The 23,597-nt window shown below is 57.5% G+C and carries 33 protein-coding genes and 2 pseudogenes; 21 read left to right on the top strand and 14 right to left on the bottom strand.

Translation table 11 applies throughout. The features are described 5' to 3' along the window. Window positions 1-3: 3 nt before the first annotated feature. The 5 genes from C7534_RS25920 to C7534_RS25900 all read left to right on the top strand — a co-directional run bounded on the left by C7534_RS25920 (window position 4) and on the right by C7534_RS25900 (window position 5,779). Window positions 4-1,371: a PelD GGDEF domain-containing protein gene (locus C7534_RS25920; protein ID WP_223522694.1), complete on the top strand. Its 1,368-nt coding sequence runs from the start codon at window positions 4-6 to the stop codon at window positions 1,369-1,371. Beyond that, window positions 1,349-2,338: a hypothetical protein gene (locus C7534_RS25915; RefSeq protein ID WP_046031882.1), complete on the top strand. Its 990-nt coding sequence runs from the start codon at window positions 1,349-1,351 to the stop codon at window positions 2,336-2,338. The genes C7534_RS25920 and C7534_RS25915 overlap by 23 nt, the downstream gene beginning before the upstream one ends. Then, the gene (gene pelF / locus C7534_RS25910) at window positions 2,335-3,849 is read left to right on the top strand and encodes a GT4 family glycosyltransferase PelF (protein ID WP_109787477.1); all 1,515 of its coding nucleotides are present in this window, start codon (window positions 2,335-2,337) and stop codon (window positions 3,847-3,849) included. The genes C7534_RS25915 and pelF overlap by 4 nt, the downstream gene beginning before the upstream one ends. Further along, on the top strand, window positions 3,850-5,220 hold the full coding sequence (pelG, locus tag C7534_RS25905; protein ID WP_109787476.1) for an exopolysaccharide Pel transporter PelG: 1,371 nt from the start codon (window positions 3,850-3,852) through the stop codon (window positions 5,218-5,220). It begins immediately after the preceding gene. A gap of 136 nt (window positions 5,221-5,356) precedes the next feature. Further along, complete coding sequence (locus C7534_RS25900; protein ID WP_046031885.1) at window positions 5,357-5,779, top strand: organic hydroperoxide resistance protein; 423 nt, start codon at window positions 5,357-5,359, stop codon at window positions 5,777-5,779. A gap of 130 nt (window positions 5,780-5,909) precedes the next feature. On the opposite strand, the gene C7534_RS25895 is transcribed toward C7534_RS25900, so the two are convergent. From C7534_RS25895 to C7534_RS25885, 3 genes and pseudogenes are all read right to left on the bottom strand, one after another. Continuing rightward, complete coding sequence (locus tag C7534_RS25895) at window positions 5,910-6,218, bottom strand: DUF6124 family protein (RefSeq protein WP_109787475.1); 309 nt, start codon at window positions 6,216-6,218, stop codon at window positions 5,910-5,912. A 329-nt stretch (window positions 6,219-6,547) separates the two neighbouring features. After that, complete coding sequence (locus tag C7534_RS25890) at window positions 6,548-6,751, bottom strand: hypothetical protein (RefSeq protein WP_109787515.1); 204 nt, start codon at window positions 6,749-6,751, stop codon at window positions 6,548-6,550. Window positions 6,752-6,802: 51 nt separating this feature from the next. Further along, window positions 6,803-6,877 (bottom strand): annotated as a pseudogene (locus C7534_RS25885) (hydrolase); the annotation flags it as partial. Between the two features lie 216 nt (window positions 6,878-7,093). Here C7534_RS25885 and C7534_RS25880 point away from each other — a divergent pair. Beyond that, window positions 7,094-7,357, top strand: a complete 264-nt coding sequence (locus C7534_RS25880; protein ID WP_046031887.1) for a hypothetical protein — start codon at window positions 7,094-7,096, stop codon at window positions 7,355-7,357. A gap of 294 nt (window positions 7,358-7,651) precedes the next feature. Here the strand turns inward: C7534_RS25880 and darG are convergent, their stop codons facing one another. From darG to C7534_RS25815, 11 genes and pseudogenes are all read right to left on the bottom strand, one after another. After that, window positions 7,652-8,800, bottom strand: coding sequence for a type II toxin-antitoxin system antitoxin DNA ADP-ribosyl glycohydrolase DarG (gene darG, locus C7534_RS25870; protein WP_109787514.1), 1,149 nt, complete (start codon window positions 8,798-8,800; stop codon window positions 7,652-7,654). Between the two features lie 5 nt (window positions 8,801-8,805). Beyond that, window positions 8,806-9,405 (bottom strand): DUF4433 domain-containing protein, encoded by a 600-nt coding sequence (locus tag C7534_RS25865; protein ID WP_109787473.1) that lies wholly within the window; start codon window positions 9,403-9,405, stop codon window positions 8,806-8,808. Window positions 9,406-9,455: 50 nt separating this feature from the next. Beyond that, on the bottom strand, window positions 9,456-10,634 hold the full coding sequence (locus tag C7534_RS25860) for an Arm DNA-binding domain-containing protein (RefSeq protein ID WP_109787472.1): 1,179 nt from the start codon (window positions 10,632-10,634) through the stop codon (window positions 9,456-9,458). A gap of 159 nt (window positions 10,635-10,793) precedes the next feature. Then, window positions 10,794-11,171, bottom strand: coding sequence for a hypothetical protein (locus C7534_RS25855; protein ID WP_109787471.1), 378 nt, complete (start codon window positions 11,169-11,171; stop codon window positions 10,794-10,796). Further along, on the bottom strand, window positions 11,164-11,358 hold the full coding sequence (locus C7534_RS25850) for a hypothetical protein (protein ID WP_109787470.1): 195 nt from the start codon (window positions 11,356-11,358) through the stop codon (window positions 11,164-11,166). Before C7534_RS25850 ends, C7534_RS25855 begins: the two co-directional genes overlap by 8 nt. Before the next feature lie 505 nt (window positions 11,359-11,863). Beyond that, window positions 11,864-12,034: pseudogene (csrA, locus tag C7534_RS32960) on the bottom strand (carbon storage regulator CsrA); the annotation flags it as partial. Between the two features lie 53 nt (window positions 12,035-12,087). Further along, the gene (locus C7534_RS25835) at window positions 12,088-12,915 is read right to left on the bottom strand and encodes an SPFH domain-containing protein (protein WP_109787467.1); all 828 of its coding nucleotides are present in this window, start codon (window positions 12,913-12,915) and stop codon (window positions 12,088-12,090) included. Beyond that, on the bottom strand, window positions 12,912-13,160 hold the full coding sequence (locus C7534_RS25830) for a hypothetical protein (protein WP_109787466.1): 249 nt from the start codon (window positions 13,158-13,160) through the stop codon (window positions 12,912-12,914). Before C7534_RS25830 ends, C7534_RS25835 begins: the two co-directional genes overlap by 4 nt. An 85-nt stretch (window positions 13,161-13,245) precedes the next feature. Then, window positions 13,246-13,761, bottom strand: coding sequence for a Rha family transcriptional regulator (locus C7534_RS25825; protein WP_109787465.1), 516 nt, complete (start codon window positions 13,759-13,761; stop codon window positions 13,246-13,248). 112 nt (window positions 13,762-13,873) lie between these two features. Beyond that, a complete protein-coding gene (locus C7534_RS25820) occupies window positions 13,874-14,188 on the bottom strand; it encodes a response regulator transcription factor (protein WP_109787464.1) in 315 nt (104 codons plus the stop codon). Between the two features lie 117 nt (window positions 14,189-14,305). Then, window positions 14,306-15,067, bottom strand: a complete 762-nt coding sequence (locus C7534_RS25815) for a helix-turn-helix domain-containing protein (protein WP_109787513.1) — start codon at window positions 15,065-15,067, stop codon at window positions 14,306-14,308. A 110-nt stretch (window positions 15,068-15,177) separates the two neighbouring features. Here C7534_RS25815 and C7534_RS25810 point away from each other — a divergent pair, with 110 nt between their 5' ends. The 15 genes from C7534_RS25810 to C7534_RS25740 all read left to right on the top strand — a co-directional run bounded on the left by C7534_RS25810 (window position 15,178) and on the right by C7534_RS25740 (window position 23,435). Then, on the top strand, window positions 15,178-15,471 hold the full coding sequence (locus C7534_RS25810; RefSeq protein ID WP_109787463.1) for a transcriptional regulator: 294 nt from the start codon (window positions 15,178-15,180) through the stop codon (window positions 15,469-15,471). Then, on the top strand, window positions 15,468-15,806 hold the full coding sequence (locus C7534_RS25805; RefSeq protein ID WP_109787462.1) for a hypothetical protein: 339 nt from the start codon (window positions 15,468-15,470) through the stop codon (window positions 15,804-15,806). The genes C7534_RS25810 and C7534_RS25805 overlap by 4 nt, the downstream gene beginning before the upstream one ends. A gap of 197 nt (window positions 15,807-16,003) precedes the next feature. Then, window positions 16,004-16,336, top strand: coding sequence for a hypothetical protein (locus C7534_RS25800; protein ID WP_109787461.1), 333 nt, complete (start codon window positions 16,004-16,006; stop codon window positions 16,334-16,336). After that, the gene (locus tag C7534_RS25795; RefSeq protein ID WP_109787460.1) at window positions 16,333-16,608 is read left to right on the top strand and encodes a hypothetical protein; all 276 of its coding nucleotides are present in this window, start codon (window positions 16,333-16,335) and stop codon (window positions 16,606-16,608) included. Before C7534_RS25800 ends, C7534_RS25795 begins: the two co-directional genes overlap by 4 nt. Continuing rightward, the gene (locus C7534_RS25790) at window positions 16,605-16,910 is read left to right on the top strand and encodes a hypothetical protein (protein ID WP_109787459.1); all 306 of its coding nucleotides are present in this window, start codon (window positions 16,605-16,607) and stop codon (window positions 16,908-16,910) included. Before C7534_RS25795 ends, C7534_RS25790 begins: the two co-directional genes overlap by 4 nt. Further along, a complete protein-coding gene (locus C7534_RS25785; RefSeq protein WP_109787458.1) occupies window positions 16,907-17,203 on the top strand; it encodes a hypothetical protein in 297 nt (98 codons plus the stop codon). The genes C7534_RS25790 and C7534_RS25785 overlap by 4 nt, the downstream gene beginning before the upstream one ends. After that, window positions 17,200-17,928 carry a Rha family transcriptional regulator gene (locus C7534_RS25780; protein ID WP_109787457.1) on the top strand — a complete coding sequence of 243 codons (729 nt, stop codon included), beginning with the start codon at window positions 17,200-17,202 and terminating at the stop codon, window positions 17,926-17,928. The genes C7534_RS25785 and C7534_RS25780 overlap by 4 nt, the downstream gene beginning before the upstream one ends. After that, window positions 17,925-18,257, top strand: a complete 333-nt coding sequence (locus tag C7534_RS25775) for a hypothetical protein (protein WP_109787456.1) — start codon at window positions 17,925-17,927, stop codon at window positions 18,255-18,257. The genes C7534_RS25780 and C7534_RS25775 overlap by 4 nt, the downstream gene beginning before the upstream one ends. Beyond that, window positions 18,254-18,478, top strand: coding sequence for a hypothetical protein (locus C7534_RS25770; RefSeq protein ID WP_109787455.1), 225 nt, complete (start codon window positions 18,254-18,256; stop codon window positions 18,476-18,478). Before C7534_RS25775 ends, C7534_RS25770 begins: the two co-directional genes overlap by 4 nt. Beyond that, a complete protein-coding gene (locus C7534_RS25765; RefSeq protein WP_109787454.1) occupies window positions 18,475-19,263 on the top strand; it encodes a hypothetical protein in 789 nt (262 codons plus the stop codon). The genes C7534_RS25770 and C7534_RS25765 overlap by 4 nt, the downstream gene beginning before the upstream one ends. Further along, the gene (locus C7534_RS25760) at window positions 19,247-20,044 is read left to right on the top strand and encodes an ATP-binding protein (RefSeq protein ID WP_109787453.1); all 798 of its coding nucleotides are present in this window, start codon (window positions 19,247-19,249) and stop codon (window positions 20,042-20,044) included. The genes C7534_RS25765 and C7534_RS25760 overlap by 17 nt, the downstream gene beginning before the upstream one ends. Further along, window positions 20,041-21,414 carry a replicative DNA helicase gene (locus C7534_RS25755; RefSeq protein WP_109787452.1) on the top strand — a complete coding sequence of 458 codons (1,374 nt, stop codon included), beginning with the start codon at window positions 20,041-20,043 and terminating at the stop codon, window positions 21,412-21,414. Before C7534_RS25760 ends, C7534_RS25755 begins: the two co-directional genes overlap by 4 nt. Beyond that, window positions 21,411-22,772, top strand: a complete 1,362-nt coding sequence (locus C7534_RS25750; RefSeq protein WP_109787451.1) for a tyrosine-type recombinase/integrase — start codon at window positions 21,411-21,413, stop codon at window positions 22,770-22,772. Before C7534_RS25755 ends, C7534_RS25750 begins: the two co-directional genes overlap by 4 nt. After that, on the top strand, window positions 22,765-23,052 hold the full coding sequence (locus C7534_RS25745) for a hypothetical protein (protein ID WP_109787450.1): 288 nt from the start codon (window positions 22,765-22,767) through the stop codon (window positions 23,050-23,052). Before C7534_RS25750 ends, C7534_RS25745 begins: the two co-directional genes overlap by 8 nt. After that, complete coding sequence (locus tag C7534_RS25740; RefSeq protein WP_109787449.1) at window positions 23,049-23,435, top strand: antiterminator Q family protein; 387 nt, start codon at window positions 23,049-23,051, stop codon at window positions 23,433-23,435. Before C7534_RS25745 ends, C7534_RS25740 begins: the two co-directional genes overlap by 4 nt. Window positions 23,436-23,597 lie beyond the last annotated feature (162 nt).

The following is a 23,597-nucleotide window of genomic DNA, read 5'->3' as shown; positions in this document are numbered from 1 at the left end:
GCAATGAATTCTCCCCATATGGATTACAGCCTCGCGCCGCGTGCCAGCGGCCCGGTGTCTTGGCTGGAAACGCTGTTGGTGACCGGTGCGGCCATCGGCCTGGGCTTGTGGCTGACCCCGCAAGACCCGTTGCAAATGCACAGCGGTTTCCCCTGGCCGGTGCTGGCGCCGTTGCTGCTGGGTGTGCGTTACGGTTTTGTGCGCGGGCTGGTCAGCGCCAGTCTGTTGGTGATGGCGCTGTTCGCCCTGCGCTACGTCGGGCATGACGGCTACACAGAGCTGGATCCGTCGTTCATCGTCGGTGTGCTGGTCAGCGGCATGCTGGTGGGCGAGGTGCGTGATCTGTGGGAGCGACGTTTGCAGCGCCTGCAGATGGCCAACGATTACCGTCAGTATCGCCTCGATGAATTCACCCGGGCACACCAGATTCTGCGGGTCTCTCACGACCTGCTGGAACAGCGCGTGGCCGGCAGCGATCAGAGTTTGCGCAGTTCCCTGCTGGGCTTGCGCGACAAGCTGCGGGTGATGCCGAACGAAGGCGATGCGCTGCTCGCGCTGGCCGATCCGATCGTGACCATGCTCGGCCAGTACGGTGCATTGCGCGTGGCCGGTTTGTACCGCGTCGACGAGCGTGAAGAAAATGTGTTGCCCGAAGCCTTGGCGACCATCGGCGTCATGGGGCCGTTGGGCACCGAGGACGGTCTGGTCAAGCTGTGCCTGGAGCGCGGTGAGCTGGTCAGCGTGCGTCAGGAACTGATCGATGCCGGCAGCTCGGCGCAATTCTCGTCGCTACAGGCGTGCATTCCGCTGATCGATGCCGAAGGTCGACTGCTGGCGATTCTGGCCGTGCGGCAGATGCCGTTCTTCGCCTTCCAGGATCGCACCCTGAGCCTGCTGGCGTTGCTCGCCGGGCACATCGCCGACCTGTTGCGCCGCGACCCGCAAGTCTTGCAACTGGCCGACGCCGACGCGCAGCAGTTCACGTTGCAACTCAAGCGATCGCTGGTGGATGTCGAGCAGCATCAACTGGCGGCCGGGCTGTTTGCCTTCGAAATCACTCGTCACAACGATGAGCTGACGCGTCTGCTTGAACGTAGTCAGCGCGGCCTCGATCTGCATTTGTCGCTGCGTAACAACCTCGATCATCAATTGCTGCTGGTGCTGCTGCCGTTGACCAGCCCGCAAGGTACTGAAGGCTATCTGGCTCGGATCAACCTGATGCTGCACGAGCACTTTGGCGTCGAAAGTAGCCTGGAAAGCCTTGGCGTACGCGTGCTGCCGTTCAACCTGGAGCCTGGCTGCGAACGCAACGGGCTGCGTAATTTCCTGTTCAACGAGTGTGGCCTGAATGATCAGCAAGTGGCTGTTTAGCGGAGCCTTGTTGTTAGAGGCGGGCAGTTGGGCCAGTTTGTGGCTCGCGGCGCCCGAGTTACAACAATTGCTGGTGTTCACCCTCAGCCACGGTCTGGCCTGCGTGATGCTGTGCGCGGCGGTGTGGCTTTTGCTGCCGGCGCGTTACCGTTCGCCGTTGCCGTGGAGCCCGCTGTTCATCTTCAGCCTGGCGTTTTTTGTGCCGGTGCTGGGGGCGGTGGGCGTGGTCGCGGCGATTTTCCCGGCGCTGTACCTGCCGCGCAAACGCGACAAGCAGGCCTGGAAAGCCGTGGGTATTCCGAGCCTGCCGTACCGCGCGCAGTTGCAACTGCACAAGCCGATCTTCGCCGATGGCGGTTTGCAGGACGTGTTGCGTCATGCGCCCGATCCGGATCAGCGTCTGGCCGCGTTGCTGGCCACCCGGCGCATGCCCGGCAAAGAAGCCGTGCCGATCCTCAAACTGGCGCTCGCGGACCCGAGTGACGATGTGCGGCTGCTGGCGTATTCGATGCTCGACAAGCAGGAAAGCGACATCAACCTGCACATCCAGATCGCGCTCGGTGAACTGGCTGACGCCAATGCCAAAGCGGCGGGCTCGCTGCATGGCCGGTTGGCGCGCTGGTACTGGGAACTCGCGTATCTGGGGCTGGCGCAAGGCAGTGTGCTCGAACACGTGCTGACTCAAGCGGGTGAGCACGCCGAGCTTGGCCTGGCAGCGGGCGAGGGCGGAGAACTGTTTCTGCTGGCCGGACGCATCGCCCTGGAACGTGGCGATATCGAGCGCGCCGAAGTGCTGCTCCGTCAGGCCCAGGAGAACGGAATGGGCGCGGCGCAGGTGCTGCCCTTTCACGCCGAGCTGGCATTCGAGGCCGGTCGCTATCACGAAATTCCCGGATTGCTGGCGCGCCTTCCCGAGGAAACCCGTCAGCGTCCGCCGTTCGCCGCATTGGTCAGGAGCTGGACATGACTCACAAGGAACAGGCACCCGTTGCCGACATTTGCCTGCTGCTCGAAGGCACCTGGCCTTATGTGCGCGGCGGCGTTTCCAGCTGGATTCACCAGATGATTCTGGGGCTGCCGGAGCTGACCTTCTCGGTGATGTTCATCGGTGGACAGCGTCAGGCGTATTCGGCGCGACGCTACGAAGTGCCGGCGAACGTGCTGCACATTGAAGAGGTGTTTCTCGAAGATGCGACGCATCCGACCGACACCCTTGGCGATCCGCGAGAGGCCGACGAGCAGCAATTGCAGGATTTGTATCGTTTCCTGCATCACCCGGATGCGCCAGAAGCGGAGCTGGGTGAACGCTTGCTCGACTGCATCGCACAGGGCCGCTTGACCCTCGACGACGTCTTGCGCAGCCGCGCCAGTTGGTCGGCATTGAGCGAAGGCTACCGTCAGCATTGCGCCGACCCTTCTTTCGTCAATTATTTCTGGACCCTGCGCTCGATGCAGTCGCCACTGCTGATGCTCGCCGAAGCCTCGCGCCGGATGCCGAAAGCGCGGGTGCTGCACTCGATTTCCACCGGCTATGCGGGCTTTCTGGGGTGCATCCTCAAGCAGCGCTGGAACTGCACCTATTTGCTCAGCGAACACGGCATCTACACCAAGGAACGCAAGATCGACCTGGCGCAGGCCAGCTGGATCGCCGAGAGCTCCGGTCAGGCGTTGAACCGCAGTCTCGACGCCGGTTCGGGGTACATCCGCACGTTGTGGGTGCGGTTTTTCGAGCGCATCGGTCAGCTGACTTACAACAGCGCCGACAACATCATCGCGCTCTATGACGGTAATCGTCAGCGGCAAATCAAGGACGGCGCCATCGGGGCCCGCACGCAGGTGATTCCCAATGGTATCGACCTGCCGGTCTGGACGGCCGCGCTGGAATCCCGTGCGCAGGGTATTGCACCGGTGGTGGGGCTGATCGGGCGAGTAGTGCCGATCAAAGACGTAAAAACCTTTCTGCGGGCGATGCGTGGCGTGATCAGCGCCATGCCGCAGGCCGAAGGCTGGATCGTCGGCCCGGAAGAGGAAGACCCGGAATACGTCAACGAATGCCGCAGCCTGATGGCCAGTCTCGGGCTGGAAGGCAAGGTGCACTTTCTCGGCTTCCAGCGCATTCAGGACATCCTGCCCAAACTCGGCCTGATGGTGCTGACCTCGATCAGTGAGGCACAGCCGCTGGTGATCCTCGAAGCCTGGGCCGCCGGTACACCAGTGGTCAGCAGTGACGTGGGATCGTGCCGCGAGTTGATCGAAGGCGGCAGCGCCGAGGACCGTGACCTCGGGCACGCCGGCAAAGTGGTGGCCATCGCCGACCCGCAAGCCACCTGCGCGGCGATCCTCGAACTGCTGCGCAGCCCGCAACGCTGGGAGGCCGCGCAGGCCAGCGGCTTGTTGCGGGTCACTCGTTACTACACCGAAGCCTTGATGCTGCAGCGTTATCGCGACTTGTATCAAGCTGCCATGGAGAACAGTTAAATGGCCGGGATTGGCTTCGAACTGCGAAAAATCCTTTCGCGTGACTCCTACACCGCCACCTTGCACGCCTACGTGTACGCCGGCTTGATCAGCTCCGGCCCGTGGGTGTTGTCGATCATCAGCGTGATGTTGGTGGGGATCATCAGCCTCGGCTTGTTACTGCCCAACGCATTGGTCGGGCAGTTTCTGGTGACGGTGACGTACCTGATGGCCAGCTCGTTGATCCTCACGGGCGGCTTGCAGCTGTTCTTCACCCGCTTCGTGTCCGACCGCTTGTTTGAACACAAGTACGATCAGATTCTGCCCAACCTGCTGGGCGTGTTGTTGCTGGTGACGCTGGGCGCCGGGCTGCTGGGGATTGTCGTGCTGGGCTTGCTGTTCGACCAGCCGCTGATTTACCGCGTGTTGGTCCTGGCCAACTTTGTGGTGCTGTGCAACTTGTGGCTGGTGATCATTTTTCTCTCGGGGATGAAGGCCTATAACCGCATTCTGCTGGTGATGCTGGTGGGGTACTCGCTGATGGTCGCGAGTGCTTACGTACTCAGCTTTCTGCAAATGCCGGGCTTGTTGCTGGCGCTGTTGATCGGGCACAGCACGCTGCTGTTCCTGTTCCTCTACGACATCCTGCGCGAGTACCGCGCCGAGAAACTGATCGCCTTCGATTTCCTCGCACGGCGCAACGTTTTCCTCAGCCTGCTGGCCACCGGCTTCTTCTACAACCTGGGCATCTGGATCGACAAATTCATGTTCTGGTTCAACCCCGGCACCTCCAGCGAAATTGTCGGCCCGCTGCGCGCTTCGATCCTGTACGACTTGCCGATCTTCCTCGCATACCTGGCGATCATCCCTGGCATGGCGGTGTTTCTGGTGCGCATCGAGACCGATTTTGCCGAGTGGTACGACCGACTTTTTCGGGCGATCCGCGAGGGTGAAACGCTGCAGCACATCGGTCAGCTGAAAACCGAAATGACCTTGTCGATCCGTCAGGGCCTGGTGGAAATCTGCAAGGTGCAGGGGCTGACGGCGGTGCTGTTGTTCCTGTTCGCGCCGCGCTTGCTGGAGTGGCTGGGCATTTCCAGTTATTACCTGCCGCTGTTCTACATCGACTTGATCGGTGTGAGCATCCAGGTGGTGTTCATGGCCTTGCTCAACGTGTTCTTCTACCTGGACAAACGCACCGTGGTGCTGGAGTTGTGCGTGCTGTTCGCGGTGTTGAACGCCATGTTGACCCTGTTCAGCATGTACCTGGGGCCAAGCTTCTTCGGTTATGGCTTTACCTTGTCGTTGCTGATTTGTGTATTGCTGGGTTTGCACAGGTTGACCACTGCACTGGAAGATCTGGAGTACGACACGTTTATGTTGTCGCGCTGACGGATTATTCAGGCACAAAAAAGGCACTGGCGATGATCGCCCAGTGCCTTTTTTTCATCCGACCAACGTCACCTGTGAACAGGGATTGCACTGCTAGGCTTGCCTACTCTGTCGCTTCCCTTCAGGAGTCACGGCCATGAGTACTGCACTGGAAACCGTTCTGTACACCGCAAAAACCCACACCGTCGGTGGCCGCACCGGCACTGGCAAATCCAGCGACGGCGAGCTGGACGTCACCTTCAGCTCCCCCGGTTCGGGCAAGCCCGGCACCAACCCGGAGCAACTGTTTGCACTGGGCTATTCGGCCTGTTTCATCGGCGCGATACAGGTGGCAGCGGGCAAGATGAAAATCAAATTGCCAGAAGATACCTCGGTGGATGCAGAGGTGGATCTGGGTAAAACCAGTGCCGGGGACTTTCAGTTGGCGGTCCGGCTGAACGTCAACATTCCCGGGCTGGAGGCGGGGGTGAAGCGTGAATTGGCTGAGGCGGCGCATCAGATGTGCCCGTATTCGCGGATGACCCGTGGGCATGTTGAGGTGGAGTTGAAGGTGGTTTAGGTGTGATGAAGAAATTTCAGTCATACACCTGACCCATGTGGGAGCGGGCTTGCCCGCGATGACGATGGTTCATTCAATATGGATATCGAATGAACCATCGTCATCGTGAGCAGCTAACTCCCACAGGGGACTAGCAGTGTGGTGATTTTGGCAACTCAACGTTATCCAGCATCCGGTTCACCGCCAGTTCCGCCAGCATCACAATCTGCTGAATCGCCATCGCCGTGTGCCGATGCGGCCCTTCCAGATACCCCGCAAAATTACTCGTCATCACACTCGCCGAAGCCAATGACTCACAGGCATGCGCCAACAGGTCTTCGTCGTTGATATCCGGCGAAACGAAAAACATCGTGCTGGGTTTGCGGGATGCGGGGGATTTGAGGGCGGAGCAGGGGGGCGCGTCGTCCGCAGTAGGCGGATTTGGGGTTTCTTTAATCATGGCAAATATCGTCCGTTGAGTCATAGGCGCTGCCCCTGCTCCGATTCCACTCGAATGGGTGGCAACTGTGCGCGGGGTGGAATAACCGAGATAAACGGACAAAACCCGGCAGACCCGAAGGCCTCCCACGCACAGCCGCCATAACTTAAAACTGCGGCTGAAAAAGCGCCGCAGTATGCCATGGGGGCAAGTTTGTTTATCTCGGGATTCCACACCCGATCGCTGATGCGCAGCGACCGACAAAGCCTACGGGCTCTGCTTCCCACCCAACAACCGTCAAAACCTGTCGGAAATCTCTCCAAAAATCACAGCGTCTGTAGGACCCGAAACTAATTCGAAGCCCCGACCCCAAACTTCAACCCACCCCAATTCCAATCCTTCGACTGTTTCGTATAACAGCCCGGCTGATTGGCCGGCTCGGCATCACAGGCAATCCGCCCGTTCTTGTTGGTGTCCGTGGTGCGGTCGTTGTAGTACGCGCAACCGGACGTCAGGGAGAGGGTTAACGCGACAATCAGCATTTTGAATTTCATGGCGGCTTCCTTGCGAATAGAACGCCAGCATAGGCCCGATTGTGTTGGGCTGCCCAGCCCGCCGGTTCGATCCAGTGATGAGCCCACGGTCAAATCCGTAATCAACGTTGGCTGTAACCCCGCATCTTGGGGTTTTCATAGAACAAACTGAGTCGTTACCGATGTCCATCTTGCAATCATGCAGATAACAGCCTTGCGCCACTGCCTGTCTGTCCATATCGTCAGATTTCACATACCGCAAAGTGCTTTGAGAGTCGCGAGCGCACGCTGTAACACACGTTTTCGCTGAGTTCTTCGGTGAGCAAACGAAGCGACTGAGCGATAAAAAATGGGAGAAAAATGATGATTCGCAAGCACTACTTGAAAGCCTTGGCGACGCTGCTCATCGCCGCTGGCGTGCAGTGGGTGACGCTGCCCGCCTACGCGACCGAGCAGGGTGAACAACGGCGTGATGCTCGCGATACCCGGCAGGAAGGGCGCTCCGATGCCCGGCAAACCAAGGATGAGTGTAGAAAGGGCAATGACAAGAGCAACGTAGAGTGTCGCCAGGACAAGCGCAGTACCAAGCAAGATACCCGTCGCACAGCCCGGGACATCAAGTACTGATCGTGAACGTGGTCTGCCAGTGGGTCAATCGCTCCACGCGTCGGTCAAGCGATCAGGGATTTCGAGCGGTCGGCAGAGTGCCGGAGAGGATGCCGCTGATAAGTCGCCGATGTGGGCGTGAGTCGACAGGACGCCACAACAATCCTCCGCAATTTTCCAAACCCCAGATGCAACAAAACCCGCACTTGGCGGGTTTTGTCTTGCTTCGTATTTGGTGGAGCCGGGGGGATTTGAACCCCCGTCTAAGTCTGCTTGTACGGGGCTTCTAGCTTCAAAGCTGGCGAAAAGCTGTCATTAGGAAAAGCAGAACTCCTCCTCGGTCATCTCTACCAGAGGAAGACAGTCGCTTGAACTAACCCGAATCCAGCCAAGCATGGACAAGCTTCGAATCGCTGAGGCAATGGCTTCCCGCTTCGCGTCATTATCCCAAGCTTTTTTCCAAGATAAGACAAAGTCGAAGACTTCACGCTCGGGCACAATTGCTACCTTTTGCTCATCTTTCAATTTGCTAACTGCATAGAATACAGTAGCTACTTCTTCGGCCTGCTCAGTGTTTTTGATGCGACTAAATAGGTCAACAGTTTTATGAATTTTAGACATGTTAACTGTAAGGATATCTTGACGTTTTTCTCTCGCCTTTAGATACTCTGGTCCAGTCGACAAGGTGTTCATGCGCCCCAATTGACTCTCGGCTATCAGATTCGCATTAGCTAATGTTCCGAGTAGTTTTTTTACTTGGTCAGAAAAAGGGCCGTAGCTAGCCTTTTTAAAATCAAGTTCTGTTTCTACACCTAGCGCAGTTATCGCGTGGCATATTTTTTGGAAAATTGTCCTTCCAACCTTTGGCGCAAATTGTTGATTTTCAAGCTGATAAAGAACTTCAAGCAGTACGAACCAGTTGTCATTGATTTTCTGGTTTCGAGAGCCTTTATGGTCACTTTCGCTAAACAGTCGAGACTGTGAAGGGTTTAAGAAGTCCGAGGTTAGCTGATTCGCGGGAGTTCCAAATGGCGCATACATTTCAACTGGTATGTCTATTTTTGAGAGTGTTTTATACATGATAGGTCCTACTAGCTCCCACTCTAAGCCGCCATTCCCACATCCAAGGGGAGGGAATGCTACGGAAGTGATGTTCCATGCTTTATAGTGTTCTACAAAAATCTCTAGGCCTTTCTGGATGTCAGCCAAGCGTGATGCTGAGCGCCAATGATCTTTGGTGGGAAAGTTTACAATCGAAGTCCCGAACATGTCGTTATATATGTAAGGGATTCCTGGTTTCACCAGCTTTTTGGCGCATTGGTTTTCATAGTCCTGCATGAGACCAGGCCAACGCTTTTTAAATTCAAGCGCAACACCTTTGCCCATTACGCCAACACAATTCACAGTATTAACCAACGTTTGCACGTTGCTCTGGAATATGTCTCCTATCAGAACTTTGATCACACTATTCACCTAAAGAAAAGATGAGAATTCAATGTCACTGCTAGCCCATTGTTCTGTTGAGCTAGGACGGCTTCGACCCTTGCCTTGGCCCGAGCATCGCAAGTGTAGAACCCTGTGATGAATTCGGGGGCCACCACTCCAGGCACGAGCGCTTCCGCGCACTTCGCAGCCTTTTTTTGCCATCCAATACGTTCATCATCGTCTTGCCAAGAGTCCGCGAATACATAGTCAAAATTGATCCACCGCAACCCCTCTGGATAGGAATAAAACCGTACCCAGTTTGACGCGGCATTCTGATCGGTAATGACTACATTCTGCAGGTCGAGGACACGACGACTGACTTGGACGACGCACAGGTCAGGGTGATTAGGCTTCCGCAGGTATAGCATCGGATTCCGTGCGCAAAAGTATAGATTCGCGTACTGGTGCAGGCGCAATCCATTAGGCACGGTCTTACCCACGCGCCTATCTTGGATCTCTTGCTTTGCCACCGACGAGTGGGGAAGCTTCGAGGCTCTCTCATGGCTGAGAATTCCATACTGCAGCACCGATGGAATGTTCTCTATCGGCATAATGCAATGCAGTTCAACTACGCGGTGACTCATCGGCTTCCCATCCTGACGTCGGAACCGCGAACTATACCTCAACGATAGCGTTATGCCTTTACCGTTAGTAAGATTTCAGTTTGGCTAGCTGAAAACCGTTCTACTGCCTTTGTCCCACTATTATCTGATTCAGAGGGCATCCACCTCCCATACACGCGGGCAATCATTGTCCAATCGGTATGCCCCATTTGCTTGGCTACCCACATCGGATGTTCGCCGGCTGACAACATCATCGACGCATAGGTGTGCCGCGTCTGATAAGGGCGGCGATATCGCACTCCTGCCTTCTTCATCGCAGGCACCCACATCGTTTTCCTGATCGGCCCGTCACCGGCCCATCGTTCGAGAGTTCGCGGGTTCTGGAAGACCTCAGCATCAGCTAAGAACGTGTGCGTCTTCTGTGCCTTCAGTGCTTCCATAGCGGGTTTGAGCAGCTTGACGCTTCGACGTGCAGCGGCAGTCTTTGTAGTCTCTGCCGTACCTTTGCCAGCTTGGGTCATCGCACGACTCACCATCACCTCCTCGCGTAGCCAGTCGATATCACCCCAGTCCAGCGCTACCAGTTCGCTCGTGCGCAGGCCGGTCCATAGGGCGAACTGCATCATGTTGCGAGCCTGACCGGAGAGGGCCCCCAACACCGCCTGCTGCTCCTCTGGACTGAAGGGATCAACATCATCCTCTTTCGGTGGTGCAGCTTTGCGGGAGTAGGTCCATCCGGCCAGCGGATTCAATTCGATCAATTCTTCTTCGGTCGCGTCATTCAATGCGGAGCGCAGGCAGCTCTGAATGTTGCTGAGCGTCTTGTTACTCACCTCCAGCGTGTCGAGCCAGTCGCGCACGGCTTTTCGCTTCAGATCTACCAGCATCGTGTGACCCAGGGCAGGGATCAGCCGAAGGGTGACGAGCTTTCGGTATCCATCGAATGTGCTGCTGGCCACGTGCTTCTTCTTCGCCTCGAGCCACCTGGTCAAAAAACCGTTCATGGTTTCGCGGGATGCCTCGGGCGCAAACTTCGCGGCACGGGCAGACCCTGGGAATGTCACCAAGTAGTCGAAGGTACCGATCGATATCGCATGCTCGATCGCCGCCTTGTGCTGCTCCGCCTTCTTCAGATTAGTGGCGGTGGGCTTGAGTGTGATGCGCTCGCGGCACCGGACGCCCCGATACATGAACGTGATTTCGATACTCGTATCGGAGACCGCCCGAACTCCCCTCCCGCCTCTACCCATGATTCATATCCCTCTACGTCGAGTAGCGTCCGGCCATCCGGCGCCTTAATCCATATCTCACCGAGCCGCCAGATGCCGTCACGAATTTTCGAGCGGATCGCGTCTTCTGTGTAGCCAGATTCGTTGGCAAATTTCCTGACAGTCACATAGCGCATAGCTTCACCGTGTTTCGTGTCGCGACACGTTTTCAGCGTTCGCGTTTTGTGTCGTGTCACGCCCGTGCGTCACGCGCACTGGAAACGCCACGCCCTCCCACTTGCCGGCCATTCCACGTATGTGGTGACGGTCGACGTGCTGGCGATGCGGCTTGCTTGCGTACAGGCTGGCGCAGGCGGCGAAGCGATCAGCATCCCCAACGGTATCCACCAGCACCTGGTGCTCGGTGGTGTTGACCTTGGCCCAGCCATCTTTGGTCTTTCCGTGATCGCTGGTGCGGCTCAGGATGAATCGACGACCGCTGTTCTTGGCGCCAGTGGATGACTCGTTCAGGTAATAGGCAATCGCGCCTTGGCGCACCCGTAGAATTGTTTTAGCCATCGCAACGCCCCTCCGACTCGGCGACCGCACGCATCTGCAGCTTGATACCGCAGGCCATCGCCAAAGCCACCAATTCATGAACCGTGGTGCTCGGCTCCTGCAATGCATGACCGAGGCGAACGAGACGAGTGCCCAGGCTGGCAAACTCGTTTCCCATGGCAACAGGTTTTTGCGTGCTCGTATTCATAGCTGGAACCCCTCTACCTGTGGGAGCGGAGCGGCCTGCAAAGACCCGGTTCTGTATGCAGATTTGGTCGGAGAGGCCCGGCCCGTCTCACTTGATGGGGTGGCCTTCTGTGGGAGCGAACTATCCGGCAAGCAGCTGATGCCGCCTTGCGGGGTGATCCAGCAAGTAACCTGGTGTCGGCTGTCGTGTTGGACATCGATCAGCGCTTGCGGCTGATCGGCGCTGGCTTGGCCGACGATCAGAAGTAGGGCAATAGCGATCATTACGCGCATGGGGCATCCTCCATCAGATTGCCTGCCGAGTACCCGAACACCTCAGCTTCGGTTCCCATGGCTTTTTGGCGGTAAGGCAGCTTGTCGATCAGCGCTTGGGCGTCGTTAAGGCTTGGCAGCTTGAACACCACCGTCAGATAGGCCGGCTCGGCGCCGATCATCTTCACGCGGTCGTCGATGTGCATTGACTCGGTAACTACCGGGATGTCGGTAGTTTGTTCGAGTTGGCCAGCCGCAACCGCTTGGGCCTGGATACGCTCGTAGATCTCCTGACGATGAACTGCGACCCCGGCGGGCGCATTAATGCCCAAGCGCGTTTGCTGTCCACTGATGCCAAGTACCGTGAGGCTGATGTCATCGCCGATGCGGATGGTTTCGGAAGTTCGGCGGGTGAGGATCAACATGGGATTTCTCCTTGATAGGGGGGGGCGGCATTTCACCGCCCCGGGGGCTCGGCCTACTTGCCGATGCCAATGAATGGAGTGGCGGTGCCACTGGTCATGTAAACGGGCAGCTTTCCGTCCCACTTCTCGATCGCGTTCAGCTCCACGACGCCCGGGTTCTTGCGCAGCGCTTCGCCACGGATGTTCAGTGACTCGGCCTCGCCTTGGGCCTTGAGAATCGCTGCGTCCTTGTCACCCTGGGCGGCGGCACGCACCTTGGCCGCTTCGGCTTCGGTCTGGCGCAATTCGTTCTCGCGTTGCTGGGCTTTCTGGGTGGCGGTGATGCTGGCGTTCAGGGCCTCGACTACCTGGGGTGGCAATACGATTTCGCCATTGAGGTACAGCGATTCGACCACGATGCCCTTGCTGTCGAAGTGCTGCTGCACCTGGGTTTCGATAGCTTTCAGGAAGGCCTCTTTACCGGGACCGTAAACCTCGGACGCCTTGACCTTGGAGCCTGCGTTGTTGAAGGCATTACGCACCACCTGCGGGACGTTGACCTCGATGATTTCATCCATCGACTTGCGGTAGGTCTGGAACAGCAGGGGGGCTGCCCCCTGCTTCGCTCGCAGCGTGATGCCGATCGGCGCGCTGATGGTCATGCCGTCTCGGTCCTGGAACTTGACCTGTTGAAGGTTGAAGTTTTGGTTAAAGGTCGGGAACAGGAACAGTTCCTCGTTCGGCGTCAGCCACTTGTAGCCCACAGTGGCCTCGGTGGGCGCCACGCCCTTGTCGCTCCCCATTAAGTTTACGATCACGCCCGTGTAGCCGGCTGGGACCTTCGAACAACCGGCCGTGATGGCGAGCAGGCATAGCATTGCAATGGCGGCAATCCGCTTCATTGGTCTTTCTCCGTGGTGTTGGCCGATTGGCCAGGTTTTGGTGAGGCGATGAGGAGGAGCAGGCAGGCGGTCGCGATCAGCCAGACAGCGGTGCCGAAGAAGCCGCCAACGACATCAAGGTCAGAGCTGCTGCTGATCAGGTCGCGGGCCGCGAATAGGAGCCACGCCGCCGAGATGGCGATGTAGATCAAGATCGAGATCAGCACCTTGAAAAGGCGCCATGGGGTCAGTGTTTTCTGTGGCATTTACTTTCTCCAGGCCGAACGAATCCCGGCCGCGTTGTTGGCTTTCGCGAAAATCGGTTTTGGTTAAACGGGCGTTACGGTGGTTCTAGTTCAGTAGCAGGGTGTGCTGCCCGGACTGCTCAATTGCCAGCAACTTGCCCTCAATTACGGGCTTCTTAAGTTGCCAGCGGCGCATGGTCTTACCTGCAAAACTTGCCAAGCTCTTTTCCTGCTTGTACTCGAGCATCAAATAGTTCCGGCGCTGCTCGTACGACATTGAGCGGAAGGTGAGTTCATTCGCCATCCAGTTGAAAGCCTCAATGAATGCCTCTTTCCAGATTGCCGCCTTCTTTCCGGTGAGCCCCATGACCAAGTACATGTAGCCGTCTTTGGTCATGGTGAACATGCGTTGCAGCTTGCCTTGCTCGTTGATGTAGGAGGACTCCTCAAAATTGAGGAGTCGGAATTTCTTCGAGCATTTCAGACTGTCAATTGAGCGCAGTACGTTGTCGTGACGCTTGCCGAATTTCTCGGCGACCTTCAACGAGTCAGTTGTCGGCTTCCCGTCTTCGCACTGCACCAACTGGCGATATTCGTCTTCGGTCAAAATCAGGTCTGTCATGTTGCTGGATCTTCGCGAATATGAGGTCGTGAAACGCGACTCCATGTCGCTTTGCTGAGGCTTACGCACCGGACTGCGCCCTGGCGAAGGGCGCACACCACTGCTTCTGCTGTCAGGCGATGAAGATGCCATCGTGCTCGCTCGTTGGGCGCTGCGGGTCAGGAAACACCGGTGGATTGCCGGAGATTGAGATCAATCCGAGAAGCATCGCTTGGGCAACCAGAGCGGCGCGACGCGTAACGCCAAGCTTTGTGGTTAACGACAAAAGACGTTTGTCAACCGTGTCCTGAGCAACACCAAGATCACGAGCCGCTTCCTTTGAAGTCAGACCGGCTGCAACTGCCATCAAGCATTGCAACTCACGAGGGGCTGCGCCACGGCCGAGGACGCATTTGAATCCATGTGCGGAGAGGGTTTCGGATTGCATCGCGCTTGCTCCATGCTGATTTCGATGGATGCAAAGTTACAATTACAAATTTGTAATTGCAAACAAAATTTGTAGTTTTCGTGCGAAGAATGCCGCGGGTGCAGTTCCAAGCGAGGTTTAAGCGAACATGCCCCACCAGAAAACATGACCGATGATGGCGATCTGTTCGTCTTGTAGCTGCTGAAAGGAATAGTCTTCATCGGGATGATCATCCCGATTGAAGCTGCGAAGCCTCAGGCCGCTAGGGAGTCGAAACAACTGTTTGATGCGTAACTGCCCATTGTGGCTGATTGCATACATCTCGCCATCTACAACGTCAGTCAGCTGATTTTTTCCAATATTGACACCTACCGTAGCGCCATCCCGAAGGACAGGAAACATACTACTTCCGCTTACTCCGACACATTTTGCGTTGGAGAGCTGCACTCCATTGGCCCTGAGGTCCTGCTTCAAAAATCGAAGGTGGGAGGTTGGCCGTTCTTCAATCGCAAAGCGTCCAGAGCCCGCTGATAACTCGACTTCGCGTAGGAGGGGAACGTAGACCTCATCATCCTCTAGCGGGGTCGTTTCATCCCAAATGCTCAAGTCTTTAAGCATCTGTTCTTCAAATGCTGCTTGGCCCTCGCGTTGGTACTTGAGATGGTATTCCGAGGCGTTGGCCTCGGTGATTACACCGGACGCCCTGAGTAAAACGTGTGCAGGGATTTCGAGGGCTTTAGCCAGGTCGCGAAATTTGCTTGCTCGCGGAGTGGCGCGACCTGACTCCCAGGCTTGGACGGCCTGCGGCGAAACAGATAAACGCCGAGCTAGCTCCGACTGGTTGAGTCCAAGCTTTTCGCGAGCTTCAGCAATAACTTTCGGGAGATTTAGTTTGCTCATGTCCATAGGGTACAAGCGTCCTTTGTAGGCGGCATTGCAAATTTCGTTTGTAAAATTCAATGCGCAGTTGTAGGCTCGGCCGCAATGTCATAAGTCCGCTGGGATCGCCAATGAGTATCGAAGCCATGGCCTGCGCCGCTGAAGCGCTTGGGAGCCAGACTAATCTTGCCAAGGAGCTTGGATGCACGCCGCAAAACGTTCAGCACATGTGCGCCACCGGTCATGTTCCGGCCAAGCACGTTCTTCGAATTGAGGCTGCGTCTGGTATTTCTCGCTCTCGGTTGCGACCTGATCTTTATCCAGACTCCCCGGCGACTTTGGAGCAAAGCTTACCCGGGAAGGTCGCTCCTCAGCAGTCCGAAAAACCTGCTGTAAATCCATCCAGCGCTGAGGTGGCGTTATGAACAACGCCATCCCCTCGATTATTAGGGCAAGTCTGATCAACTCAGCACTGAAGGTCGGCTTCATCAATCCGCAAGTCCGTGCAGATCGGACCGTAGTGATTCCGCATGCTGAATCTTTTGCAAGCTGCGGTAGCGATTCTTTAATCGAGATTAAAAGTTTTCCCGATGGTGTGAGCGGATTATTCAACTCTGCGCAGGACAAAAGCTCAGAAATGGGTCACTCGGTACCCACTATTACAGAAAAGGACTACTTGACCCTCCTGAGGCCCTCGCTTCGTAAGTATCGTCAAGTACTGCATGGCGCAGAAAAATGGAAGGCCCTTCGTAGGACCTAGTCAGCGACTTCCAATGGTTGGCTTTTGCCTGCCCAATGAAAAGGAAGACGGCATGAGCCACAACGCCACATTCAAGTTTTTGTTGTCCGGCTGAATCCCAGGCAACAAAAAGGCCAGCTGTCGAGGCTGGCCTTCGTAAACCCATCGCTTGTGTCGAGCAAGCAACTTAGAAACTTCTTCGTCTAGAGGACGATTTCATGCACCCAAAAAATAGCACTACCCAATTATCAGCGCAAGCATTGCTGACAGGCTGTGTTGGTTTTTGTGAGACCCCAATCGATAACCGAGGCGTGCATTTGCTCCGCGTCGCAGCTGGCGCAGACGTAGAGGACGCACTCGAAACAGCGAAGGTTTTGTCTTCCGGCCTTGGTCAACTCTGCCGTCATATGCACGACAGCCTGAACATGGGCGAACTGGCCTATTGCGACGGCATGGCGGCGTTGGGCTTTTTGGCTGAGACGGTCAGCGCGCTGGTGTGGTCGGTTCAGAAGGGACTTCCCTCTGGCGGCAACGAGGGACCGCGGGTATGAACACTGAACTTTTGACTCTCGAACATGAGTACTGCGTGCGCGGTCCTTGCGCTGTTCTCAACGCAGCAGGCGGTATTCGAGTGGCTGATTCACTTGAGGCCGCAACCGATTACCTCGAGGCCGTGGTGGCAGGCCTGCGTGACCTCATGTCGACGCCTGACTGCTCCAACCAGGCGACATTGGTGTTCTTCGCGGCCGAGGCGGCGCTTGCGCTTGTTTACGCGTCTCATGCAGGTATCGAGTCCGTGATCGCCCAAGGCGGTGCCGAATGAACGAGCAAAAACAGATCGCGCGGGATGCGACGTTCCAGATTGCTTGCGCCGTGGAACACCTTGCCTGGATGCGCGGCGTTCTCCATGTTCTTGAAGATCGACTGAGGCAAGGATGCGATGAGCATTACGCCGCCGTCGCAAACCTGGCTATCTACAACGCAGACGATTGGCACAGCCAACTCGATTGCGAACGCGAGAGTTTGGAGCGGCGCACCGATGCGGTCTTCGCCGAAGCGGGCGCTGCGCCACATTCTGTGAGTGATGAAAACGTGGCGCGTACTTCAAAGGAGGCGCGCCCATGAAGACATCTCTGTCACTCATCGACCCTGATGTTATCAAAGGTGAAATTTTGCGCGACGTGCTCGTCAGTCCCGAGGACATGGTTCGCATGAATGAAGCTCGTGCTGTTTTCAACGAGCTCCGGTCGATCCTTCTCGCGCAAGTTGTTCCTGCGCTCGGCGGCTGGAGTAACCCTATCGCCACAGAGATCGAGAGTCGTCTCGAATCCATCACGTTCGTTTCCCGTAACTTCCTTTGGCCACATCGTCACGCTGGCGCCGCGCACGGCGCTATCAATGCAGGGGGCGTTCTATGACCATCGCCAAATTCCAAGATGCCGTCACCATGTCCTCGCAAGAGATCGCCGAACTGGTGGGAAAACGTCACGACAACGTGAAGCGGACTATTGAAACGCTGGCAGAGCGTAAGACCATTCAACTCCCTCAAATTGAGGAAGTTAAAAACCACCTCGGGCAGACCGTCGAGCAGTACCAAGTATGCAAGCGCGACAGCTTTGTGGTGGTCGCGCAGCTCAGTCCTGAGTTCACCGCCGCACTGGTTGATCGCTGGCAGGCTTTGGAAGAACAGGCCGCCCGGCCAATGACCCAGGCCGAGATCACGGCCGCCAATGCTAACCACCTGGTGGCTGTCGAGCGCCAGCAGCGGGAACAACAGGTGGCGCTAGAGCGGATCGAAACCCGGGTGGCCAACGTCGAGCAGGTTCGCTATCTGGACTCAATGCCCGCGGGTTTCGAGTCGATGACTTCGATCCGCGCCAGGATCAACCTGCGCCACAGCATCCCACCGTGGGTGATCAATGCCGTGATGCGTGATATCCCCAGCGCCCCTTTGCCGTTCGCCATGGTACGCAGCAAGCACGCAGACGACGGAGGCCAGCCATACGCCATCTGGCCGAAGGCAGACATCACACGTCGATTCGACCGGTTCGTTACCGAGTGTAGCTTCGTCACCGCCGAGCGCGCCACCCATCCCGACATTCAGCAAGGCCGGTTCAAGCTGCGCCAGAGGACTTCCGCATGAGTGAAAACGAAAAGACGCTTTCGTCAGAGCCGATACTGATCGATGACGCGCATATGGAGCAGTTTACGAACGATCAGTTGGCTTACAAGGCCTGGACCGGCGTCGATCTTGCGCAGGAGATACTTTTCGACGATGAATCCTGCGCGGAAAGTCTTGACGATGCGAAGTTTGAAATAGCCCATGCATGCGTTGCATTGCGTGTGCTTCTTCGCCGCCTAACGGGCATGGACCCAGACGCCCTACGCAAAGTGGTAATGCAAGTCCGTTTAGAAAAGCTGGTGCTGGAACCGAATGTCGAGCAACTCCCTGCGTGGGAGACCGTGCAATGAGCACCAGACCGCAAGCCACAACCGCCGAGAAAGGCCCGGTGTCGGTGATCGCCGGCCCATGGCCTTGCTATGGACACTACAAGGGGCTGCCAGAGCGTGATCGCCGGGTTCTGTACGGTAGCGCCAGGGCTTACCGCGAGGCCTTGGAGAACGAAGGTCTGGTGATGGATGAGGGGTATGACGACTTCGTCCGCCGTGTCAGTCGGGAGTTGGACTTATGACCAAGCCGGTGAACGTGCAAAAGGCCACGCCGACCATCCTATACGCCAAGCAGGCACCGTATAGCTCGGTCAGCAATGACGTGGTGGCCATGATCGTCAACCCTGACGCGCTGGCCATCTGGGCTTACCTGCAAACTCGCTCCAGTGATTGGAAGGTGATCGGCTCGCACCTGCAAGAACGCTTCGCGATCGGCCGTGACCGCTACTCGAAGGCCATGGCCTGCCTCAAGGAACTGGGGTTGGTTAGTCATGAAGTAGTCCGCGAGGAGGGCACCGGCAAAGTGCTCGGCCGCCGCGTAATCGTGCACTACGAACCGAACCTACAGGTTTCCGAATATTCGGTTAGCCGAAGTGTGGGTTCTCCGAAGTGTGGGGAAACCGGCAACTACTTAATAAAGGATTCTATTACTCAATCAATAGAGAAAGAACCAACGGTCGCTGACGCTCCCTCGGCGCCGAAGAAGAAGGCTTTGAGGTTCAATCCGCTGACTGCCAAGCCGGCGAACGCATCTGATCAGGCATGGGCTGACTTCTGCGAGATGCGAAAGGCGAAGCGGGCACCACTGACGCTGCGGGCCTGCGAACTGATCGCCAAGAAGCTGGCTAACCATTCGGAGCCGGATGCGGTGTTGGATAAGTCCACCACCAACTCGTGGAGCGATATCTATCCAGAGTCGATCCTGCCTGGCGCAGGTGCCAAAAATGGTAAGTCATCGAGCTACACCAACTTACCGACCCACACCCCCGACATGTACCAGGAGGCGACCAATGGCCCAGCGTTCTAATTTCCGTCGTCAACCCGAAAGCCGCATGTTCACAGGTGAATGTCCAATCCATGGCGAAATTGCTCGCTCCGAGGTCGAGCAGTTCGACGGTTCGATGTTGGTCCGTCCGTGCAAGCAGTGCCAATTCCGCGGCCTGCGCGTAGCCGCTGTCGGGAGCTCTGAGCATTCGCAGGCCTTGGCTCACCTGAGCGCTGAACGCGTCAACAGCGCGCTTGTAGGCTCTGGCATCACGCCACGTTTCGCTGGCAGCATGTTCGCCAACTACCGTGTCGACAATTCGGCCATGGGCCAGGCGCTGGCGATCTGTCAGGGCTATGCGAATGACTTCGAGGATCACTACCGAGCCGGTCGGAACCTGCTGCTGTGCGGCAACGTCGGCACCGGGAAAACTCACCTGGCCAGCAGCATCGTCCAGCAGGTTGTTCGCCAGCTCGGCGCCGTCGCGGTGATCACGTCGGCTGCCGAAATCATTCGGGTGTTCAAAGGCTCGATGGATCGCGACGCCGGCTACAGCGAGCGCGACGTGATTGCCGAACTCGCGGACCTGGACCTGTTGGTGATCGATGAGGTCGGTGCCCAGGCCGGCACCGCTTACGAGCTGGCAATGCTGCATGAAGTGTTTGATCGCCGTTATCAGTTGGTCCGGCCTACGGTGGTGGTCTCGAACATGGACGCCAAAGGGCTTGGCCAGTACATCGGTGAGCGAGCGCTCGACCGCCTACGCGAGAACAAGGCGCTGCTGGCCGGATTCACCTGGGACTCCGAGCGGAGGCGCGCATGAACGACTATCGCGAGCTGTACAGCGATGAAGCGGAGCACGCTCTGCTTGGCGCACTGATGCTGGACGGTACCCTGTTCGATTCGATCACCACCAACGTGGCGGCAGCCGACTTCCACGATCCGGAAAACGCCGCGCTGTTCCAGGTGATGATTGACCTGCATGGCACTGGCGCGCCCATCGATCCGGTGACGCTCCATGATTTTCGCCCCTACCTACCGAGCGGGAATATCACCCTGGCCTACGCTGGGGAGCTGGCCAAAAACACGCCGAGCACCGCCAACTGGACAGCCTACGCCCGAACGGTGCGCGAGCGTGCCGTGTTGCGCCGGCTGGTCGATGCGGCGGACGTCGTACGCGACTCTGCCAGCGAGAATAGGCCTGTGGCCGAGATCATCGCCAGCGCCCAGCAGGCCATGGCTGATCTTCGCGACCTGGACACGGGTGAGCCGGACTACAAGCGCATGGACGAAGTCGTGGCCCGAAACGTCGACATTATTGACGCCAAGTTCAACGGAGTTGTGCAGTCGGGTCTTTCCACTGGGCTGGTGGATCTGGACAAGATGATCCGCGGACTACGCAAAAAAACCGTGACGATTGTTGCCGGCCTGCCGGGTAGCGGCAAGACCACTCTCGGTTTGCAGATCGCCCAGCACATCGCCTGTTCAGGCACCGGCGTGGGCATGGTGTTCTCACTGGAAATGCCTGAAGAGGAACTCGGTAATCGTGCGCTGGCATCCATCGGCGGCATCGATTTGCGGAAACTCGATGACGGCCAACTGCAGGACGATGACTGGCCCCGGCTCACGTCGGCGGTCAGCAAGATCATGGATAAGCCTCTGTACGTCAGCGACAAGTCGGGTCTCACCGTCGCGCGGATTCGCAGCATCTGCCGCCAGGTGCAACGTGCCCATGGTCTGGACGTGGTGGTGATCGATTACATCGGCCTAATCGGGTCTGACGGCATGGCGTTCAACCGTACCGCCGAGCTGGGCAAGATCTCGACCGGGATCGTCAACATCGCCAAAGAGCTCAACGTGCCCGTGATCCTACTGGCCCAGCTCAACCGCGAATCAACGAAGCGGCCGGGCAAGAAGCCGATCGCCTCCGATCTGCGCGACTCCGGCCAGATCGAGGCGGACGCCCACTGCATCATCTTGGTCCATCGCGACATGGACAGTGAGGAAGGCCAGAACGGTGTCACTGAGTTGATCATGCCCAAGTGCAGGCATGCGCCTGTGAGTTCGTGCCTGGTCCAGCAGCAAGGCCAGTTCGCCCGCTTCGTCAACTTCGCCGGGCGCGAGCCTTCCAACGAAGAGGTCGAGATGCAACGTCCTTTCGCCAGTCAGTACAAGGGGAGGGCTCGGTCATGACCCTGACTCCGAAAACCCTGGCCGTGTCCCTGAGTGATGCCGAGATTCGTCGACACGCCAACAGCGATATCCGCCAGCTGCGCGATCCTCGGTACCGCGAATTGCGCTTTCGCTATTCGACCGTGGACCGGACCCGAGGCGCGTGGCACGTTGTGGTGGCAGGCAAGTGGGGCAAGGCGGGCGATTACCCGGGCATCAACGCCAAGGCCATGCTGGCCACGCTGCCAAGCATTCTGATGCGCCGGTCAGCGAACCCAACGGCGAAATCCATTGCCAGCACCTGGACAACGGTTGGGCAACTGCTGGATTGGTATCAGGACCGGATGATCGGTGACCGTTCGCTGTCGGAGAAACGCAAGGCCAGTGCCAAGTCGGCCTTGAAGTGCCATCTGCATCCCCGGCTGGACAATCTGGCGCTGGCCGATTTGGACCGCCCCACCATTGACCGTCAATTGATGATGCCGCTGCAGCAGCGTTATGAGCTGTCGTTCGTGCGCTCGGTCTGGGGTGTGCTCGGCGTGGCGGTGCGCAAGGCTGTCCGCCTCGACCTGTTGCCGACCAATCCGCTGGCCGGACTGGAGTTCACCGATTTCGTACGGGCGAAGATCAAGCCCAAGGCCGCTCGTCTGCACAGCGATGATGTGCGGGATCTGCTGCTGATGCTCGAGGCGCGATTCGCAACGGAACCCGCTGTGGCCATGCTCGCGGCGCTGATGCTGTGCCACGGTACGCGGCTGGGTGAAACCCGTCTGGCGCGATGGAAAAACGTCAATACCAGCACGGGCAAGTGGTTCATTCCCGCGGCGGACACCAAGACCAAGGCGGCGCATACGTTGCCGTTGACAGACCGTGCCTGTGCGCTCATCGAACGCTACCGGGCGCAGCAGCGGTTGACCGGTTACGCCGGTCCGTTCCTGTTCCCCGGCAGCACCGGTCGAGCACTGAGTGCGACCAAGGCCAGCACCCTGTTCAAGGCGATGGCCAAGGGCGAATGGTCGAGCCATGACTTGCGCAAGGTGGCCCGAACAGCATGGGCGGATCTGGGCGTTGATTACATGATCGGTGAGATTTTGCTCAACCATGCGATGAAGGATCTCGACCAAGCGTACATCCACACCAGCGCCGAATCGCTCAAACGCCAAGCGCTGGAGACGTGGCATGTCTGGCTGGATGCGCGCGGATTTAATGCGCTGCACGGTGGGACATACGCGAGACAAGGAAGTACTGACGAAACGGGGGAAGCCATGAATAACGCGGCGTGCAGCGCCAATCAGTATCCACCTCATAGGAGGAGGTTTTTAGACGAAGGCAACGCCCAAGGCACCCCAAACCAGCAGCCAGGAGACGGCAATGAGTAACGTAACAGCGGCATTGCCGCGCAAAAGCATGAGCGACCTGGAACGGCGCTTTCTGAAAATCGCCGGAGAGGAGTTGGCCAAGGTCAAAGTCGGCGGGCCGAACGCGCTGGCTTACCTGCTGGATATGGTCGCCAGTTGGCACGGAAGTCGTGCCCAGATCGGCTTTCACGACTTTGGCCAGCGTTGGCTGATCGACGGTAACGCAAAAAACAAACCCGCTGACCGGTTGCTCCGTGACCTGTTTGGCCTGAGCGATCCAGATCCGAGGAAGGCCGTATGAAAAAGCGAACGTACGTTGATAAGCCTCTGGGCGATACTGAGTACCTGTTGGAGCAGTGGGGCTCCTGGCGGATGGCCGGAATGGGTGTTCCTCGGTACGTGTCTCCGGTGGCCGCGATGATTAACCAGTTCAATCCCGAGCCCAGCACGCAGTCGTATGTGATCACCGATGACGTAGCGCTGGTTGTGGATGCAGCGCTCGCTCGGTTGATCCAGCGCGAGCAGCAAATGGGAGACTTCGTATGGTTTTACTTTGGCGCGAAGTGGCCAGCAAACAGGGTTGCTCGGGAACATGGGATTTCTGAGCGGAAGGCTTGGGAGCTGATCAAGGCCGGAGTAGCCTGGATCGACGGGGCGATTGATCGATCTACCGAAGCTGCATAAAAAGCTTTCCGTACAGATAAACACCTGTTTTCATGGCACGGTGTTCAGCTGTTTCAGCGCGACACCACAGAGAAAGCCCGGCCATTGCGTCGGGCTTTTTTATGTCCGTATTCGAAGCCATCGTCGTTTGCATTTAAATGTTGTTTTCTCACTGTTGTGTGC

Source organism: Pseudomonas sp. OV226, from assembly GCF_003148705.1.
Lineage (GTDB): Bacteria > Pseudomonadota > Gammaproteobacteria > Pseudomonadales > Pseudomonadaceae > Aquipseudomonas.
Note: the sequence above shows the minus strand (reverse complement) of the source record. Positions and strands in the feature narration are given on the sequence as shown.

What these genes read in the sequence shown, in the direction of transcription:
- C7534_RS25830 (WP_109787466.1), bottom strand. Translation starts at nt 13,160, where the DNA reads ATGCCACAGAAAACACTGACCCCATGGCGCCTTTTCAAGGTGCTGATC.
- pelF (WP_109787477.1), top strand. Translation starts at nt 2,335, where the DNA reads ATGACTCACAAGGAACAGGCACCCGTTGCCGACATTTGCCTGCTGCTC.
- C7534_RS25860 (WP_109787472.1), bottom strand. Translation starts at nt 10,634, where the DNA reads ATGGGTAGAGGCGGGAGGGGAGTTCGGGCGGTCTCCGATACGAGTATC.
- C7534_RS25865 (WP_109787473.1), bottom strand. Translation starts at nt 9,405, where the DNA reads ATGAGTCACCGCGTAGTTGAACTGCATTGCATTATGCCGATAGAGAAC.
- C7534_RS25895 (WP_109787475.1), bottom strand. Translation starts at nt 6,218, where the DNA reads ATGATTAAAGAAACCCCAAATCCGCCTACTGCGGACGACGCGCCCCCC.
- C7534_RS25790 (WP_109787459.1), top strand. Translation starts at nt 16,605, where the DNA reads ATGAACGAGCAAAAACAGATCGCGCGGGATGCGACGTTCCAGATTGCT.
- C7534_RS25820 (WP_109787464.1), bottom strand. Translation starts at nt 14,188, where the DNA reads ATGCAATCCGAAACCCTCTCCGCACATGGATTCAAATGCGTCCTCGGC.
- C7534_RS25805 (WP_109787462.1), top strand. Translation starts at nt 15,468, where the DNA reads ATGAACAACGCCATCCCCTCGATTATTAGGGCAAGTCTGATCAACTCA.
- C7534_RS25890 (WP_109787515.1), bottom strand. Translation starts at nt 6,751, where the DNA reads ATGAAATTCAAAATGCTGATTGTCGCGTTAACCCTCTCCCTGACGTCC.
- C7534_RS25850 (WP_109787470.1), bottom strand. Translation starts at nt 11,358, where the DNA reads ATGAATACGAGCACGCAAAAACCTGTTGCCATGGGAAACGAGTTTGCC.
- C7534_RS25915 (WP_046031882.1), top strand. Translation starts at nt 1,349, where the DNA reads ATGATCAGCAAGTGGCTGTTTAGCGGAGCCTTGTTGTTAGAGGCGGGC.
- C7534_RS25780 (WP_109787457.1), top strand. Translation starts at nt 17,200, where the DNA reads ATGACCATCGCCAAATTCCAAGATGCCGTCACCATGTCCTCGCAAGAG.
- pelG (WP_109787476.1), top strand. Translation starts at nt 3,850, where the DNA reads ATGGCCGGGATTGGCTTCGAACTGCGAAAAATCCTTTCGCGTGACTCC.
- C7534_RS25740 (WP_109787449.1), top strand. Translation starts at nt 23,049, where the DNA reads ATGAAAAAGCGAACGTACGTTGATAAGCCTCTGGGCGATACTGAGTAC.
- C7534_RS25835 (WP_109787467.1), bottom strand. Translation starts at nt 12,915, where the DNA reads ATGAAGCGGATTGCCGCCATTGCAATGCTATGCCTGCTCGCCATCACG.
- C7534_RS25755 (WP_109787452.1), top strand. Translation starts at nt 20,041, where the DNA reads ATGAACGACTATCGCGAGCTGTACAGCGATGAAGCGGAGCACGCTCTG.
- C7534_RS25855 (WP_109787471.1), bottom strand. Translation starts at nt 11,171, where the DNA reads ATGGCTAAAACAATTCTACGGGTGCGCCAAGGCGCGATTGCCTATTAC.
- C7534_RS25920 (WP_223522694.1), top strand. Translation starts at nt 4, where the DNA reads ATGAATTCTCCCCATATGGATTACAGCCTCGCGCCGCGTGCCAGCGGC.
- C7534_RS25810 (WP_109787463.1), top strand. Translation starts at nt 15,178, where the DNA reads ATGAGTATCGAAGCCATGGCCTGCGCCGCTGAAGCGCTTGGGAGCCAG.
- C7534_RS25800 (WP_109787461.1), top strand. Translation starts at nt 16,004, where the DNA reads ATGCACCCAAAAAATAGCACTACCCAATTATCAGCGCAAGCATTGCTG.
- C7534_RS25815 (WP_109787513.1), bottom strand. Translation starts at nt 15,067, where the DNA reads ATGAGCAAACTAAATCTCCCGAAAGTTATTGCTGAAGCTCGCGAAAAG.
- C7534_RS25785 (WP_109787458.1), top strand. Translation starts at nt 16,907, where the DNA reads ATGAAGACATCTCTGTCACTCATCGACCCTGATGTTATCAAAGGTGAA.
- C7534_RS25765 (WP_109787454.1), top strand. Translation starts at nt 18,475, where the DNA reads ATGACCAAGCCGGTGAACGTGCAAAAGGCCACGCCGACCATCCTATAC.
- C7534_RS25900 (WP_046031885.1), top strand. Translation starts at nt 5,357, where the DNA reads ATGAGTACTGCACTGGAAACCGTTCTGTACACCGCAAAAACCCACACC.
- C7534_RS25750 (WP_109787451.1), top strand. Translation starts at nt 21,411, where the DNA reads ATGACCCTGACTCCGAAAACCCTGGCCGTGTCCCTGAGTGATGCCGAG.
- C7534_RS25760 (WP_109787453.1), top strand. Translation starts at nt 19,247, where the DNA reads ATGGCCCAGCGTTCTAATTTCCGTCGTCAACCCGAAAGCCGCATGTTC.
- C7534_RS25745 (WP_109787450.1), top strand. Translation starts at nt 22,765, where the DNA reads ATGAGTAACGTAACAGCGGCATTGCCGCGCAAAAGCATGAGCGACCTG.
- C7534_RS25825 (WP_109787465.1), bottom strand. Translation starts at nt 13,761, where the DNA reads ATGACAGACCTGATTTTGACCGAAGACGAATATCGCCAGTTGGTGCAG.
- C7534_RS25795 (WP_109787460.1), top strand. Translation starts at nt 16,333, where the DNA reads ATGAACACTGAACTTTTGACTCTCGAACATGAGTACTGCGTGCGCGGT.
- C7534_RS25880 (WP_046031887.1), top strand. Translation starts at nt 7,094, where the DNA reads ATGATTCGCAAGCACTACTTGAAAGCCTTGGCGACGCTGCTCATCGCC.
- C7534_RS25775 (WP_109787456.1), top strand. Translation starts at nt 17,925, where the DNA reads ATGAGTGAAAACGAAAAGACGCTTTCGTCAGAGCCGATACTGATCGAT.
- C7534_RS25770 (WP_109787455.1), top strand. Translation starts at nt 18,254, where the DNA reads ATGAGCACCAGACCGCAAGCCACAACCGCCGAGAAAGGCCCGGTGTCG.